Raw genomic sequence first — 15,335 nt, 5'->3', positions numbered from 1 at the left:
AACAACGGCGGTCAGCAATCCATGAGGTCAGCAATCCATGTGGATGAAGACCAACTTGTTGTTGGGGTTGCATGGAAAGGAGGGGTTTGGGACCGCTGGGTCGCTTGCCCTCGGCCCTCGGCCCTTGGCATCGTCCCATGTCTATCCCAGGCTTTTCCCTGCCCAACTGCCCGTTTCTATTGTGCTCAACCTGAAAAAACGCTATAATCCCTCCGATCGATGAAGAGGAGCCAGCGCACCATTTTGCTTGCCTTCGGTGCACTTCTGGTGGGTGCAGGTGCTTATTTTGCAACCAACTCTGCATTGACGCTGTATGCCCAGCGTCAAATTCAGGGGGACCTTTTCAACACGCTGGGCAATCAACGCATTTCTCTGGGGGCTTTCCTGATCCGCTGGGATGGACATGCCCTGCAGGTCAGCCATGCCCTGGCTCCGGGCCGCACCCTCTTTTCCACGTTGTCCGATCAGGGGTTCATTGCTTCGGCCATCGGGGAAGAGGACGTCACAGACTCCAGGGGCTCGTTTGAGGTCTCGGACCAGCGCTTCAACACCTGCCGCGACCAGACCATGAAGCAGGTGATCCACAATGCAGGTTACGTGCTGTTCAAAGGCAAACTGCGTTGTGCTGGAGGAGGCCAGATCCCTTACGAACTGGCGTTTGCCCTCAAGAGCAGCAACCAGCTCGGATTCAGCATCAAAATAGACGATCCCCGCTACAACCGGCTTTACCTGACTTACGCCTCTGATCCAGATGAGCATTTTTACGGTTTTGGAGAGCAATTTTCAAAATTTGACCTGAAAGGCCAGCGCCTTCCCATCTTCGTGCAGGAACAGGGCATCGGGAGGGGATTGCAACCTCTGACTTTTGGGGCAGACACCGTTGCAAAGTCTGGAGGCTCCTGGGACGCCACCTACATCAGTGTGCCCCACTACCTCACCAGCAAATTGCGCTCTCTGGTGCTGGAAAACAGTGAATACATGGTCTTTGATTTGCGCAAGAAAGACCGGGTGCATGTGCAGTTGTTCTCTGGTGAGATGCACGGCCAGATCCTGTACGGAGACACCCCCATTCAGCTCATCAAGACCTACACCAGTTTCATGGGCCGCATGCGGGCCCTGCCCGACTGGATTTTGAAGGGTGCCGTGGTGGGCATGCAGGGCGGCACCCAGAAGGTGCGTGACATCTGGGAGAAACTCAAAAAGATGGGCACCCCCATTGCTGCTTTCTGGTTGCAGGACTGGGTGGGCCAGCGGGAAACCTCCTTTGGCAAACAGCTCTGGTGGAACTGGGAACTGGACGAGCAGCGTTACCCGGAATTCAAGAAACTCACAGCAGATTTGCAACAGGCAGGCATCCGCACGCTGGGATACTTCAGTCCTTTTCTGGCCGACGCCTCCAGAAAACCCGGGGTCAAACGCAACCTGTTCCAGGAAGCCATGGACCACGGTTACTTTGTGCGCAACGAAGACGGCAGGCCTTACCTGTTGCAACAGACCGACTTCCGGGCAGGTTTGATTGATTTCACCAACCAGGAAGCCCTGGCCTGGTACACCCAGGTGGCAGAGGAGAACCTGATTGGCAACGGGTTTTCAGGCTGGATGGCAGATTATGGCGAGGGTTTGCCTTACGATGCCCGCCTCTACTCCGGGTCCACCGGGAAAGACAACCACAACCTCTATCCCGTGATGTGGTCCATTTTCAACCGCAATGTGCTGGACCGCCAGCAGCACCCCGAAGACAGTGTGTTTTTCATGCGCTCGGGGTACACAGGCAGTCCGTATTTCTCCTCCCTGTTCTGGACCGGAGATCAACTGGTGAGCTGGGATGACCGGGATGGCATCAAAACCGCAGTGCTGGCCATGCTCAGCAGTGGGCTTTCTGGATTCAGTTTCAACCACTCGGACATCGGGGGTTACACCACCATCAAAAACCCGCTGCAGAGTTACACCCGCAGCAAGGAACTGCTGATGCGCTGGATGGAACTCGGGGCTTTCTCCACGGTGTTTCGCACCCATGAGGGCAACCGTCCTGAAGACAACGCCCAGTTTTACTCTGACGAAGAAACCCTCAAACAATTTGACCGCATGGCCCGTGTGTACCGGGCCTGGGCGTTCTACCGCATTCAACTGGTCAAAGAAGCCGCCCGGACAGGGGTTCCAGTGATGCGCCCTCTGTTCTTGCAGTTTCCACAGGATCAGCAGGTTCTGGACCTCACGTACCAGGAATTCATGCTGGGCAGTGAACTGCTGGTTGCACCGGTGCTGGATCCGGGCCACGAGGAGGTGCAGGTGTACCTTCCGGCAGGAACATGGGTGGAAGCCTGGACAGGAGAGGTGTTTTCCCATCAGGAAGGCCAGGAGGTGACGGTCAAAACCCCCATGGGTTACCCTGCTGTGTTTTATCCGCAGGGCTCCAGGGTGGGGGAGATGTTCCGCAAAAACCTCAAGCAGCAGGGCCTGATGCCTCTGGAATCTGTTCAGGAGGCCTGCTTGAAAGTCACTCCAGCTTGCCTTCCCTGAGCCTCAGAACCCCCAGGGGATTGTTTTCCTGCAACTCTGGAGGCAACAAACCATCAGGAAAATCCTGAAAGCAGGCAAGCCGCGTAAAACGTGTGATGGCGCGGGTGCCCACTGAAGTGCTGCCAGGATCGCTGGTGGCAGGGTAGGGGCCACCATGCACCATGGCAGCACACACCTCCACTCCGGTGGGATAACCATTGAACACCACCCGTCCCGATTTTTCCTGCAGCAAAGGAAGCAGGATTTGCAAGGCTGCAAGGTCTGCCTCAGCAGCCTGCACTGTGGTGGTCAATTGACCTTCCAGACCCTGCAGGATGTTTTGCACTTCTGCCAGATCCTGGTAGAGGCACAGCAGGGTGCTGGGACCAAAAACCTCTTGCTGCAGCTCAGGGGTCCAGTCTGTTGCCTGCACGGTGAACACCTGGGCGGCAACCTCTCCAGTTCCCTGAGCCAGCAATTGCACACCAGGATGGTTGTTTAACCTGGAGGTTCCTGCCAGATACTGCTGCTGGATCCCTGAGGTTAGCAGGTGAAAGCCTGCAGTCTGCTCTGTCAGGGTTTGCAGGGTTTGCAGAAAAACTTCTGATTCTGCCGGAATGAACACCAGACCCGGATTGGTGCAAAACTGTCCTGCTCCCAGCGTGAAAGATCCGTACAATCCTGTTGCCAGTTCTTCAGCCCTTTCCTGCATGGCATCTGGAAAGACCACCATCGGGTTGATGCTGCTCATCTCGGCATAGACCGGGATGGGCTCTTTGCGCTGCTGGGCCAGTGTTTGCAAGGCCAGTCCTCCTGCCCGTGATCCAGTAAAACCCACAGCTTTCACGGCAGGATGTTGCACCATCGTTTCACCAATCTGGTTGTCTGCACCAAAAATCAGGCTGAACACCCCAGCAGGCAATTGGCAGGTCTCTATGGCTTTCTGAATGGCCTGAGCTGCCAGAAACCCTGTTCTGGGATGGGCATTGTGGGCTTTCACGATCACCGGGCATCCTGCGGCCAGTGCACTGGCTGTGTCTCCCCCTGCCACCGAAAAAGCCAGTGGGAAATTGCTGGACCCAAAAACCCCCACCACGCCCAGGGGCACCCTCATGCTGCGAATGTCCGGTCTGGGAGGGGTGCGGTCAGGGAGGGCAGGGTCAATGCGGGCATCCACCCAGGAGCCTTCTTTCACCACTTCTGCGAACAATTTTAGCTGGCCTGTGGTGCGGCCCAATTCACCGTTCAGGCGGGTCAGGGGCAGGGCGGTTTCCTGGTGGGCCACCTCTACAATCTCCTCCCGCAAAGCCTCAAGTTCTGCAGCAATTTGCAGCAAAAAGGTTGCTTTCTGGTCTTTTGGGAGGGTGCCATATGGATGCACTGCAGTCTGGGCCAGCTCAAAAACCTGCTGAAGTTCAGCTTCAGAGGTGATGGGAACGCCTGCCAGACGTTCCCCATTCACTGGATTGATCCCGTGGATCACGACTCCACCATTGATGCAGTCATCATCAAAGCAGGGCGCTCCTGCAGGGCTTTTTGCAGCAGACCCCGTGCATAGGCCACTTCACTGGCATTCAGTTCCAGACGGGGAGGCCGCACCCGTGCAGAACCCATTCCTACTTCTTCCTGCACAAACTTGATGTACTGCACGAACTTGACCACGGTGTCCAGCCTGAGCAGGGGCAGGAACCACTCGTACAGGGGTCGGGCCTCCTCCCACCGGCCTGCCATGCTGAGGTTGTACAGGCGCACGGATTCCTCGGGGAAAGCATTGACCAGACCGGCAATCCAGCCAGTGGCTCCTGCAGCAACTCCTTCCACCAGCAGGTCATCCACCCCGACCAGAATGGTGAGGCGGTCTTTCAGCAGGGCACGGACGGCACTGACCCGCCGCACATCTGCACTGGATTCCTTTACGGCATGCAGGTTTTCATGTTTCTCGGCCAGTTCCAGCATCTGTTCAGGCAAAAAGTCGGTTTTGTAGGCGATGGGGTTGTTGTAGAGCATGCAGCTCAGGGAAGTGGCCTCAATCACGCTGGACATGTGAAACTTCATCTCCTCCCAGTCCGAGGAGTAGACATAAGGAGGCAGCACCATCAGGCCTCTACAGCCCACCTCCTCTGCAGCCTTTGCAAGCTGAACGGCTTCACGGGTGGAGAGGGCAGCAATGCCTGCCACCACAGGTTTTTCTCCGGAAACTTCCACACAGGCTTTCAGGATCTCGACTTTCTCCTGAAAACTGAGGGTGGCACTTTCCCCCAGCGAACCCAGCGCGGTGATGCCGCTGCAGCCTTTGTCCAGCATCCAGCGGATGTGGGCCTTCAGAAAATCAAAGTCCACAGAGAGGTCTTCGTGAAAAGGGGTGGTGATGGCGGGAATGACACCCTGGTGATTCATGGGTTGGTTCATGGTTCTTCCTCCAGAAGCAGGTTTTTGAGGGGGGTGGCGAAAATGGGCGGGCGGGTTTGAGGGCTGTCCAGTCCCAGCAGGATCTGACAGATGGGGGCACAGGTGCGGCCCTGACAGGCCCCCATGCCCAGACGGGTGTGCAATTTGGCACTGCGCCAGTTGTCGTGCTGCTGGGCCTGTGAAAGCCGCACATCTTCACAGCGGCAGACGATGGTGTCCGGCTGGGCCAGTTTCAAGACTTCTGGCCTCAGGGTAAAACTGTTTTTGAGGGTGCGAACAAAACGCTGGGAGGCCCGCAGTCTGGGCACCAGATTCTTGATGGTCTGGTTTGTGGCAGCCAGTCCTGAAATTTCTCCTTGCAGCAGGGCACGGTCCAGACCGCCAATGCCTGTGATTTCTCCTGCTGCGTAAATGCCTTTTTGTGAGGTCTTGCAGGTGTCATCCACCTGAATGAAACCCTGGTCCAGCCTGCAGCCCAGTTGCACAGCCAGTTCCAGATTGGGCACCAGACCGAACCCCACAGCCAGCAAATCGCATTCAAGCTGCACGGTTTTGCCCTGAATCTGGCAGATCACCTGTTGCAACTGACCCTCTCCAGAAGCTTGCAGCAAGTAAGCATCCGGGTTGTACCCGAGCAAGGTTTGTGGTCCCATCTGGGCAGCTTGCAGGATTTTTCCAGCTGACAGTGCTCTCAAAAACGGGAGAAGTTGCCATGTCGGGGCCTGTTCCAGAATTTTCAGGACTTTTGCACCTTTCTGCCTTGCCAGTGCAGCCACGGCCAGCAGCAGCGGTCCAGAACCTGCCACCACAATGGTTTTTCCGGCCACATCCAGACCATTCTTGATCATGGCCTGCAAGCCTCCTGCGCCCAGCACTCCGGGCAGGGTCCAGCCTGGAAAGGGGAGGTGCAGTTCCCTGGCCCCTGTGCAAAGGATAACCTGGTCAAACGAGAGGGCTTTCCCTTCCAACAGCAGGGTTTTTTCATCCAGCACCCCTGCAATTCCGCTGGATGGAAGCCACTGGACGTTTGCAGGCAGCTTAAGATCAGGTCGGTTGCGCCAGATCTGGCCTCCCATTTTTGCGTTGTCGTCCAGCAGGGTGACCTTTGCGTTTTTGCTGGCTGCGCGTGCAGCGGCAAGTCCTGCAGGTCCAGCACCCACCACCAGAACCTCAGCGTGCATCCAGTACCACTTTCATGCCCTGCTGCACCATCAACTGACAGGCTTTCTGAATTTTTCCATCCACCTGCAGGCGGCATTCAAAGCATACGCCCATCCCACACAAGGCCCCTCTGGGTTCACCGGAAACACTGGTTCGGGTGGTCCAGATGCCCTGGTTTTGCAGGGCAGCAAGCACAGAGATGCCTGCTTTGACGTTTAAAGGCTGTCCATTGACCTGAATTTCAGGCATGGGCCACCTCCCGTGTGGGCAGGTAAGGTCTGGGATCCAGGGCGCAAGGGTTGCCCGTGATGTGGGAACAGACCAGTTCTGCTGTTCCCAGCGAGGTGGTGATGCCCAGACCTTCGTGTCCTGTGGCCAGCACCAGTCCTTTTCTGGCCGGATGTGGTCCAATCAGGGGCAGGCTGTCCGGTGTGGCAGCACGAAAACCCGTCCATACCCGCGTCACCAGCACATCATGCAAAGCGGGCATGAAAGCTGTCGCCCGTTTGAGCATGCGGCCCAGGATCTGAAAATCCACTTTGCCATCTGGGGCCTCAAACTGCCTGCTGGACCCGATCAACACCTGCCCGGTGCTGCGGGGCTGCACATTGAAAGCAACGCTGTCCAGGTCCGAGCCATGGGCACTTTTCAGGTAAGAGAGTTCCACCAGTTGATGTTTCAGCAATCCAGGCATGCGGTCGGTGATCGCCAGATGTCCTTTTCGGGGCCGGATGGGCAGTTCTGGAATCAGTTGCACAGATTTCACTCCGGTGGCCAGCACCACATGCTGGGCAGGGATCTTTTCCCCGGAAGTCAAACACACTCCCTGATCCAGAATTTCAGATACAGCCACCTTGCGAACCTCCACCCCGCTTTGCTCAAGCAGAAAAGCAGCAACCCTGGGAGGGTAAACCACACTGTCGTTGGGGATGAGCAGTCCTCCTTCCAGACCGCCCCGCAAATGGGGTTCCAGCTGTTGCAGTGCTTTTGCAGACACCAGTTCTGCTTTCAGGTCACGCTGCAGATAGCCGCTCTGTTTTCGGGTTGCTCCTTCCATCTCCTCTTCGTCTGAAGCCACCCACAGGGTGCCTGCATGCACCCGTTCTGCGTCTCCGGGCAAGTCCAGGGTGTCCCATAGCATCTGGGAATGGTGGGTCAGGGAGAATTCGGGTTCGTTGTCGTCCATCACCACGATGTGGCCCATTCCAGCAGCGGTGGCTCCCTCTCCAATGCCTTTTTCATCCAGCACCAGCACGTTCATGCCTGCATGGGCCAGACGGTGTGCGCAGGCGGCCCCCACAATGCCTGCACCCACCACCACCACATCCCAGTTCATTGCCCGATGCCCCAGCAGTAAGGATCCATCTCATCCAGAATCAGGACGCCTCTCATGTTGATGAAGGCCTGTCCGGTGATGCTGGGGATCACCTGCCCTCTGGTGAGTTGATACGACCCCTCAAAGACACTCCCGATGATGCTTTCCTGCTTCCAGACCTGACCTTCCTGCAATTTTCCGTCGGCTTGCAAGCAGGCAAGTTTGGCGCTGGTTCCAGTACCACAGGGGCTGCGGTCATAGGCTTTCCCCGGACACAGCACAAAATTGCGGCTGTCGGCTGTTTCGGCTGGCCCGAACACCTCGATGTGGTCAATCAGGGCACCGTCTTTTCCCGTGATGTTCTGTTCCTGCAAAGCCTGCCGGACCTTCCAGGTGAATTCGGTCAGTGCCTCCAACTGGCTGAATTCCACAGCAATGGGGCAATCCTGAATCAGAAAGAACCAGTTTCCGCCCCAGGCCACATCTCCGGTGACGGTACCATGACCGGGCACCTTCACCTGAACCTGCCTGAGGTGCCGGTATGCAGGCACATTTTGCACGGTCACCCGCCCGTCTGCATGCAGGGTGGTGGTGACGGTGCCCACGGGCGTTTCCAGCAGGTGTGTCCCTGGTTCAATGCGCCCCAGGGTTTGCAGGGTTCGGATCACGCCAATGGTGCCATGCCCGCACATGCCCAGCACCCCCACATTGTTGAAAAAAATCACGCCACTGACGCAAGCCGGGTCTGTGGGTGGCACCAGCAATGCACCCACCACCGTATCTGAAGCGCGGGGCTCATTGCAGGCCGCCTTGCGAATGTGGTCCCAGCGGGTTTTGAAAACTTCACGCTGCTCAAAAAGGGACCCCCCTCCCAGATCAAAAGGGAAATCCAGCACCCGAGTGGGTTCGCCTCCGGTGTGGGAATCGATGAAAGGCACTTCCATGTCCTGCCTCCTGTGTTTGATGGACTGTGGTTCTACGGGCTGTGATGATTTGACTGTGAATTTACATTAACCCCCTGCATGCCATACTGTCTTGTAGAAAATGGATCCAAGAACCGCAAGTTTGATACAAATTCCCCTTCCGGCGCTGGAAGCGATCTTTGACCGCTCTGCAGACACGGTTTTCTTTGTGAAAGACCTGCAAGGCTGTTACCTCTCGGTGAACCAGACCTTGCTGGAAAGGGTGGGCCTCAAATATCCACAAGAACTCATTGGCAAAACTCCAACAGAAGTCTTCCCCCCTTCCCTGGGCCTGGGTTTTGCAGAGCAAGACCAGCAGGTGCTGACTGGAGAACTCCTGCTGGACCAGCTGGAACTTCATCTTTACGCCTCTGGAGGGGCAGGCTGGTGCATCACCCATAAGGTTCCCCTCGTGCATGACTCTGGCGAGGTGTGGGGCATGATTGGCATCTCCAAGGACCTGGGCATGCCTGACATGACCGGCACCGTATACGCAGAGGTGGCCCGCGCTGTGCAATTCATCCAGTCGGATTACATGCACAACCTGACCTTGCAGGACCTGGCAGATGCAGCAGGCATCACCATCAACAAACTGGAACGGCACATCCGGCGCATTTTTGGCCTGACCACCTATCAACTTTTGCTCAAGACCCGCATCGAGCAGGCTTCCAGGCTCCTCAAGACCACACAGGACAGCACCGCACAGATTGCGCTGGCCTGTGGTTTTTACGACCAGAGTGCTTTTTCAAAGCAATTCAAGGCCGCAGTGGGCATGACCCCCAGTCATTTTCGTTCCCTGCATGTCAGAAGCTGAAACAACCCTTCTTGAAGACACCAGTGTTACAGGGTTGTCTTCACTTCTGGCTTTTGCCCCTTCTTCGGGAAAGGATACACTGGGATTGTGACCAAAAACAGTCGTTCACAGGGCCGCATCCGGGGCCACATTTTCACTGCGCTGGGCATTTTCTCGGGCCTGATCGGTGTAGGCATGCTGGTGGCAGGCTATTACGTCAAAGAAGTGATGATGCTGATCGGGGCCGCTTTTCTGGTCTGCTGTTATGGCATCTGGCAGTACAAGTCTTCGGATTATTGAGACCGCTGGCCGTCTGCGCTTTATCCTCAAAGCGAACATTAAAAATCCCCTCCTCGGAGGGGATTTTGTCTGTCTGAATGTTTTGATCAGGCTTTGAGCACGGCCAGCTTTCCACCCTCAACTTCGGCCACAAATCCGTCGGTGTCTCCAGAGAACAGCACATCCACAGACAGGGTTTCCTCTGCGATGGTGTCTTTGAAAACCTGGGCTGCTTCCAGCATGTCACCAGAGAAATCCAGGGTCAATTTGATGCGGTCGCTGACCTCCAGCCCTGCATCTTTGCGGGCGTTCTGCACGCTGCGCACGATGTCCCGCATCAGGCCCTCAAGTTCCAGTTCACGGGAGATCTGGGTGTCAAAGGCCACCAGGTAACCCTGGTCTTCGAGTGCCGCGTAACCCTCAGGGGATTTGGCATCCACCAGCACCTCGTTGGGTTGCAGCTCAAAACGCACCCCATCGGCCTCCACTTCAAAAGCGAGGTTGTCCCGGACCATGCGGGCCACATAACTGGCATCGGCCTGATCGAGGGCTTTTTTCAGCAGGGGAACCTGCTTGCCCACTTTTTTGCCTACCACGGGCAGGTTGGGTTTCAGGGTGTACTGCACCAGATCGGCGTACTGGTCCAGAAGCTCGACTTCCTTGACGTTCAGTTCTTCCTTGATTTGCTCAGCAAAGCGGCTGAGGGACTGGGTTTGCTCTTTGCTTCTGGCCCGCAGCAGCACTTTGGGCAAGGGCTGGCGGTTCTTGATGTTGTTCTGACCGCGCACCGCACGGCCCAGAGCCACCACCCGGATCACAGCGTTCATCTCATCCACAAGCTGGCTGTCCTTCAGGGCCTCGTTCACGGTGGGCCACTTTGTCATGTGCACGGACTCGGGGGCTTCACTGTTCACGGAGAGCACCAGATTCTGGTACAGCACCTCTGCAATGAAAGGGGTGAAGGGGGCGGTCAGGTGGGTCACGGTCACCAGGGCTTCATGCAAGGTGGCGTAAGCAGAGAGGTCCACGCCGTCAGACTTCCAGAAACGGCGGCGGTTGCGGCGCACGTACCAGTTGGAGAGGTCCTCGACCACAAAATCCTGGATCAGGCGTCCAGCAGTGGTGGGGTCATACCCTTCCAGAGACTTTGTAACATCCTCGATCAGCACCTGCAGTTGCGCGATCAGCCAGCGGTCCACCTCGGGGCGGTCCTTGACTTCAGGAGCACTTGCCAGATCGGGTTTGTCCAGATTGGCGTACATCACAAAGAAGCTGTAGGTGTTCCACAAAGTCAGCAGGTAATTGCGCAGGGCCTCGCCCACCAGACCCGGACCAAAGCGGCGGGACAGTTCAGGTGGGGCAGAGGTGTACATGTACCAGCGCACCGCATCTGCACCAAATGAGGAGAACATCTCCCAGGGGTCCACGATGTTGCCTTTGCTCTTGGACATCTTGAAGCCCTTCTCGTCCAGGATGTGCCCGCAGCAGATCACATCTTTGTAGGTGATGGAATCAAAGAGCATGGTTCCGATCTGGTGCAGGGTGTTGAACCAGCCACGCGTCTGGTCGATGGCCTCAGAGATGAAATCCGCTGGGTAACGCTCCTCAAAGACCTCTTTGTTCTCAAAGGGATAGTGGTACTGTGCGAAAGGCATGGCCCCAGAGTCGTACCACACGTCAATCACGTAAGGCACGCGTTTCATGGGTTCGCCAGATTCAGGGTGGTACAGCACGATGTCGTCCACTTTGGGTCTGTGGGGATCAAAGTCAGGGCTTTTGGGATCGACTGCGCCTCTGGAAAGTTCTGCCAGTTCGGCGTAACTGCCGACCACATAATGCTTGCCAGATTCGGTTTCCCACACAGGCAGGGGGGTGCCCCAGAAGCGGTTTCTGGAGAGGTTCCAGTCCACCAGGTTCTCCAGCCACCCACCGTAACGGCCATTCTTGATGTGCTCGGGGTGCCAGCCGACGGTCTGGTTCAGCTCGATCAGGCGCTGCTTGTACTTGGTGTTGGCGATGAACCAGCTCTCGGTGGCGTAGTACATCAGAGGGGTCCCGCATCTCCAGCAGTGGGGGTAACTGTGGTTGAAGTTGTGCAGTTTCCACAAAACCCCTTTTTCCTTCAGGTCACGGTTGATCTGGCTGTTGGCATCTCTAAAGAACACGCCCTGCCAGGGACCAAAGCGGTGCTTGCCCTCATTGTCCACACCCACCAGCACAGGGAAGCCGTAGTTGCGGGCCAGACGCAAGTCATCCTCACCGAAAGCAGGGGCGGTGTGCACGATGCCCGTACCATCGCTGTCGGAAACGTAAGTGTCCAGACCGGAGAACCACACAGGTTTGCCTTCCCCTTCAGCCTCGTAAGCCTCGGAGTAAGGGGCCGTGTAAGCCACACGCTCAAGTTCAGAACCTTTGAAGGTTTTGACCACTTCTGCAGCCTCGCCCAGCACTTTGTCTTTCAGGCTGGAGGCCAGGATCAGCACTTTGCCCGCTTCATCTTTTGCAGCGGTGTACTCAAATTCGGGGTGGATGGCCACACCCACGTTGTAAGGGATGGTCCAGGGGGTGGTGGTCCACACCAGGAAAGCAGAACCCTCAGGCAGGCCCAGTTTCTCGGGTTCTTTCAGGTCAAAGGTCAGGTAGATGGAGGGGTCCTGGATGTCCTTGTACCCATCGCTCACCTCTGCGTTGGACAGGGTGGTGCCGTCCTTGGGGCAGTAAGGGGCCACACGGAAACCCTTGTACAGCAGGCCCTTCCCGTTCAGTTCTTTTAAAGACCACCAGATGGACTCGATGTAGTCCTTGTTGAGGGTCATGTAAGGATTGTCGAGGTCCAGCCAGTAGCCCATGCGCTCAGTGAATTCACGCCACTTGTCCTCGAAGACAAAAACGCTGTCGCGGCACTCCTGGTTGAATTTGGCAATGCCGTACTCTTCCACTTCACGTCTGGAACCCAGGCCGATGCGCTTCTCCACCCCAAGCTCCACAGGCAGACCGTGGGTGTCCCATCCGGCCTTGCGGGGCACATAATAGCCCTGCATGGTCTTGAACCTGGGAAACAGATCCTTGTAAGCCCGCGCCTGCACGTGGTGGATGCCCGGTGTCCCGTTTGCGGTGGGTGGCCCTTCAAAGAAGGAATAGGTGGGCTTGTCCTGATCTTCAACGGTCTTTTTGAAGATCTCTTTCTCCTGCCAGAACCTGAGAACACTCTCTTCAAGTTTTGGGAAGCTGGGGTTGGATTCTACGGGTTTGAACATGTTGGGGTGCTCCTGGTGATTGAGAAGTGGGGATTTCTGGGGGAAATGCTCGAAGCCAAGGCAAAAAAGCTTAAGCTCTGGCTTTAAGCAAAAAGCCTTCTGCTTTCTTCTTGACCCTGACTACGCGCTTACGTGGCGGCACGTTTCGCGCTGGGTCGCTGCCTTCAGCCTTCTGCATGTCAGTCCACAATGAACAGCTTCGCCCCCTGTGGTGCCCTGGATTTGTGCGCCTCTGCCTGGTCGGCCACCTGATAGCTCATGCCAGGGGTGAGGGTGAACAGGCGTCCATCTTCGAGTTCGGTGATCAGTTCGCCTTCCAGCACCAGCAGGATGTGGCCTTTTTTGCACCAGTGGTCGGAAATGTAGCCGGGGGTGTATTCCACCATCCGCACGCGCACATCTCCAAACATCTGGGTTCTCCAGAAGGCTTGCCCTGCTTCTGCAGAGTGCTCGGTGGGGGAGATGTCCTCCCACCGGGTGGTGTGAAAGGGCAGGTTTTCAATTCGCATCATCCCTCCTTGTTCTGGGCCTTGATGGCCCCTGCAAAACACGCCAGAAAAACGAAAATCCCGGCATTCCTGTGCGGAAATGCCGGGACGCTGAACATCAACGTGGTACCACCCGAGCTTCAAAAGCAGCTTTTGGCTGACTTTCCTCGTTCTGCTCCGCTGACGGGGGATGGCCGTTCCGTTCTAATGGAAGCTGTGCCGATGTGCTCGGGGCTTCTTTCTTCGGACAGCGTTGCCAGATGTGTGACCAGATGTCTGGCAAAGTGAGGTGATTTTCAGAGGTTTCCTGACCTGTCGGGCTCACACCATCCCCAACTCGCTGAAGGCGTCCGTCTCTTACTCGTCTCACCTGCGCTTTTGATTGTTCGAGGGTTTTCTGACCCGTTTGCAGACCAGATTGCCTTCTCAAGGCCTATGGTAAGCGTGAAAGGTGAAAAGAGTCAATCCGCAGGAAGGCCGAGGGCCGAGGACTGAGGGCCAGAAATGCTGAAGCTGAAGGCCAAATGCTGAAGGCATTGCGGGCTTCAGCCTTCTGCTCTGGGTTGTCCTTCCAAGAGGTACAGATGTCCTTTTTCAAGGTGGTATCTTCAGCGTCAGGACCGTCTGACTCAGGCAGATTGGGTTTTGCGGCAGGGTGCGTTTCAGTCACCTTTCAGGGTGCAGGTCTTGTGATAGACTCTGCTTGAGGTGGCACCACGGCTGTCACCCTCCCCCCCAAAAGTCAACACAAAAATGCACCGTCAGCCATTGACTGACACAGCCATGAAACAGTTGATGGAAGACTGGTCCAGAAGGAAACAATGAGAAAACAGCACAAGACCGATGACAGCCTGAAGTTCCAGGACCTACAGAGCAAATTGCTTCCTGAATTGCATCTGCTTGCATCTCAGGTGGGCATCGACAATTACCGCAAACTCAAAAAAGACGAACTGGCCATTGCCATTCTGGAAAAACAGGCCGAGCAGGATGGTTTCAAGCTGGCCCGTGGCTTTCTGGAAATTTCCCCTGATGGGTATGGCTTTTTGCAGGACAATTTGCTTTCCACCGAATCCCGAAGCGTGATTGTCAGTGCGGGTCTGATCAAACAGTTCCAGCTTCGCACAGGAGACAAGATCCTGGGCCGTGCCCGTCCTCCCCGCGAGAACGAGCGTTATGGCACCCTGATGCGGGTGGAGGCTGTGAACGGTCTGGATCCTTTCACGGCTTCTCGCCGTCCCAAATTTGATGACCTGATCCCCACCTTCCCGGACCGCCAGCTGGTGCTGGAAGATCCCACCATGGATGACAACCTGGCCCTGCGGGTGATTGATCTGCTGGTGCCGATTGGTCTGGGTCAGCGTGGTCTGATTGTTGCGCCTCCCAAGGCCGGTAAAACCACCCTGATGAAGAAAATCGCCAACAGCATTGTGAAGAACTATCCCGAAATCACGGTGATGGTGCTGCTGGTGGATGAGCGTCCCGAGGAGGTCACCGACTTCCGTGAATCTGTGAAGGGTGCGCAGGTTGTCGCCTCCACTTTCGATGAGCCCCCCCAGAACCATGTGCGTGTGGCAGAGTTTGTGCATGAGCGTGCCCGCCGCATTGTGGAGGAGGGCGGCCATGTGGTGATTTTGCTGGACTCCATCACCCGTCTGGCCCGTGCCAACAACCTGGTGACGCCGCCCACCGGACGGACCCTCTCCGGGGGTCTGGATTCCAATGCCCTGCACTGGCCCAAACGCTTCCTGGGTGCTGCCAGAAACATCCGTGGTGGAGGCAGCCTGACCATCCTGGCCACGGCCCTGGTGGAAACCGGATCCCGCATGGACGATGTGATCTTCGAGGAGTTCAAGGGAACGGGCAACATGGAACTGGTGCTGTCCCGCCGTCTGGAAGAACGCCGTATTTTCCCTGCCCTGGATGTCCTGAAATCTGGCACCCGCAAAGAAGAACTGCTGCTGGCTCCAGAGGTGCTGCAAAAGATGTGGCTCTTGCGCAAGGTCATCAGCGACATGGATCCTGCTGAGGCCATGGACATGTTGCTGAACCGCATGTCCAAGACCCGCAACAATGCAGAGTTTCTGTCCATGCTGGCTGGAAACAACGCCTGAGTTCTGAAGCCTTGATCAAACAACAGTCTTACAAAATTACCTCTGCACTGTGGTTTAACCC

General features: G+C 56.5%; 12 protein-coding genes. 4 read left to right on the top strand and 8 right to left on the bottom strand.

Annotated elements, in window-relative coordinates; translation table 11 throughout:
* Window positions 1–219: 219 nt before the first annotated feature.
* On the top strand, window positions 220–2,520 hold the full coding sequence (locus tag IEY52_RS07380) for an alpha-glucosidase (RefSeq protein ID WP_189001904.1): 2,301 nt from the start codon (window positions 220–222) through the stop codon (window positions 2,518–2,520).
* Here IEY52_RS07380 and IEY52_RS07375 read toward each other — a convergent pair.
* Genes IEY52_RS07375 through IEY52_RS07350 form a run of 6 tightly spaced genes read right to left on the bottom strand, consistent with a single transcriptional unit; the run spans window position 2,498 to window position 8,328 of the window.
* Entirely contained in the window at window positions 2,498–3,982 is a 1,485-nt protein-coding gene (locus IEY52_RS07375) for an aldehyde dehydrogenase (NADP(+)) (RefSeq protein ID WP_229684674.1), read from the bottom strand. The genes IEY52_RS07380 and IEY52_RS07375 overlap by 23 nt on opposite strands.
* Window positions 3,979–4,908 carry a dihydrodipicolinate synthase family protein gene (locus tag IEY52_RS07370; protein WP_229684673.1) on the bottom strand — a complete coding sequence of 310 codons (930 nt, stop codon included), beginning with the start codon at window positions 4,906–4,908 and terminating at the stop codon, window positions 3,979–3,981. Before IEY52_RS07370 ends, IEY52_RS07375 begins: the two co-directional genes overlap by 4 nt.
* The gene (locus IEY52_RS07365; protein WP_189001902.1) at window positions 4,905–6,089 is read right to left on the bottom strand and encodes an NAD(P)/FAD-dependent oxidoreductase; all 1,185 of its coding nucleotides are present in this window, start codon (window positions 6,087–6,089) and stop codon (window positions 4,905–4,907) included. The genes IEY52_RS07370 and IEY52_RS07365 overlap by 4 nt, the downstream gene beginning before the upstream one ends.
* Window positions 6,079–6,318 (bottom strand): (2Fe-2S)-binding protein, encoded by a 240-nt coding sequence (locus IEY52_RS07360; protein ID WP_189001900.1) that lies wholly within the window; start codon window positions 6,316–6,318, stop codon window positions 6,079–6,081. The genes IEY52_RS07365 and IEY52_RS07360 overlap by 11 nt, the downstream gene beginning before the upstream one ends.
* Complete coding sequence (locus IEY52_RS07355; protein WP_189001898.1) at window positions 6,311–7,405, bottom strand: NAD(P)/FAD-dependent oxidoreductase; 1,095 nt, start codon at window positions 7,403–7,405, stop codon at window positions 6,311–6,313. The genes IEY52_RS07360 and IEY52_RS07355 overlap by 8 nt, the downstream gene beginning before the upstream one ends.
* Window positions 7,402–8,328: a proline racemase family protein gene (locus tag IEY52_RS07350; RefSeq protein ID WP_189001896.1), complete on the bottom strand. Its 927-nt coding sequence runs from the start codon at window positions 8,326–8,328 to the stop codon at window positions 7,402–7,404. Before IEY52_RS07350 ends, IEY52_RS07355 begins: the two co-directional genes overlap by 4 nt.
* A 100-nt stretch (window positions 8,329–8,428) precedes the next feature.
* Here IEY52_RS07350 and IEY52_RS07345 point away from each other — a divergent pair, with 100 nt between their 5' ends.
* A complete protein-coding gene (locus tag IEY52_RS07345; RefSeq protein ID WP_189001894.1) occupies window positions 8,429–9,160 on the top strand; it encodes an AraC family transcriptional regulator in 732 nt (243 codons plus the stop codon).
* An 87-nt stretch (window positions 9,161–9,247) separates the two neighbouring features.
* Entirely contained in the window at window positions 9,248–9,439 is a 192-nt protein-coding gene (locus tag IEY52_RS07340) for a hypothetical protein (protein ID WP_189001892.1), read from the top strand.
* An 86-nt stretch (window positions 9,440–9,525) separates the two neighbouring features.
* Here the strand turns inward: IEY52_RS07340 and ileS are convergent, their stop codons facing one another.
* Both ileS and IEY52_RS07330 read right to left on the bottom strand, forming a co-directional pair.
* Window positions 9,526–12,675: an isoleucine--tRNA ligase gene (ileS, locus tag IEY52_RS07335; RefSeq protein ID WP_189001890.1), complete on the bottom strand. Its 3,150-nt coding sequence runs from the start codon at window positions 12,673–12,675 to the stop codon at window positions 9,526–9,528.
* A 179-nt stretch (window positions 12,676–12,854) separates the two neighbouring features.
* Window positions 12,855–13,187, bottom strand: a complete 333-nt coding sequence (locus IEY52_RS07330) for a DHCW motif cupin fold protein (protein ID WP_229684672.1) — start codon at window positions 13,185–13,187, stop codon at window positions 12,855–12,857.
* 797 nt (window positions 13,188–13,984) lie between these two features.
* Here IEY52_RS07330 and rho point away from each other — a divergent pair.
* Window positions 13,985–15,274, top strand: coding sequence for a transcription termination factor Rho (rho, locus tag IEY52_RS07325; protein ID WP_189001888.1), 1,290 nt, complete (start codon window positions 13,985–13,987; stop codon window positions 15,272–15,274).
* The last annotated feature ends 61 nt before the right edge of the window (window positions 15,275–15,335 follow it).

This window comes from Deinococcus roseus, assembly GCF_014646895.1.
Lineage (GTDB): Bacteria > Deinococcota > Deinococci > Deinococcales > Deinococcaceae > Deinococcus_C > Deinococcus_C roseus.
Note: the sequence above shows the minus strand (reverse complement) of the source record. Positions and strands in the feature narration are given on the sequence as shown.

Coding starts and splice junctions, on each gene's coding strand:
- IEY52_RS07345 (WP_189001894.1), top strand. CDS start 8,429: ATGGATCCAAGAACCGCAAGTTTGATACAAATTCCCCTTCCGGCGCTG.
- IEY52_RS07355 (WP_189001898.1), bottom strand. CDS start 7,405: ATGAACTGGGATGTGGTGGTGGTGGGTGCAGGCATTGTGGGGGCCGCC.
- IEY52_RS07370 (WP_229684673.1), bottom strand. CDS start 4,908: ATGAACCAACCCATGAATCACCAGGGTGTCATTCCCGCCATCACCACC.
- IEY52_RS07360 (WP_189001900.1), bottom strand. CDS start 6,318: ATGCCTGAAATTCAGGTCAATGGACAGCCTTTAAACGTCAAAGCAGGC.
- rho (WP_189001888.1), top strand. CDS start 13,985: ATGAGAAAACAGCACAAGACCGATGACAGCCTGAAGTTCCAGGACCTA.
- ileS (WP_189001890.1), bottom strand. CDS start 12,675: ATGTTCAAACCCGTAGAATCCAACCCCAGCTTCCCAAAACTTGAAGAG.
- IEY52_RS07380 (WP_189001904.1), top strand. CDS start 220: ATGAAGAGGAGCCAGCGCACCATTTTGCTTGCCTTCGGTGCACTTCTG.
- IEY52_RS07365 (WP_189001902.1), bottom strand. CDS start 6,089: ATGCACGCTGAGGTTCTGGTGGTGGGTGCTGGACCTGCAGGACTTGCC.
- IEY52_RS07330 (WP_229684672.1), bottom strand. CDS start 13,187: ATGATGCGAATTGAAAACCTGCCCTTTCACACCACCCGGTGGGAGGAC.
- IEY52_RS07350 (WP_189001896.1), bottom strand. CDS start 8,328: ATGGAAGTGCCTTTCATCGATTCCCACACCGGAGGCGAACCCACTCGG.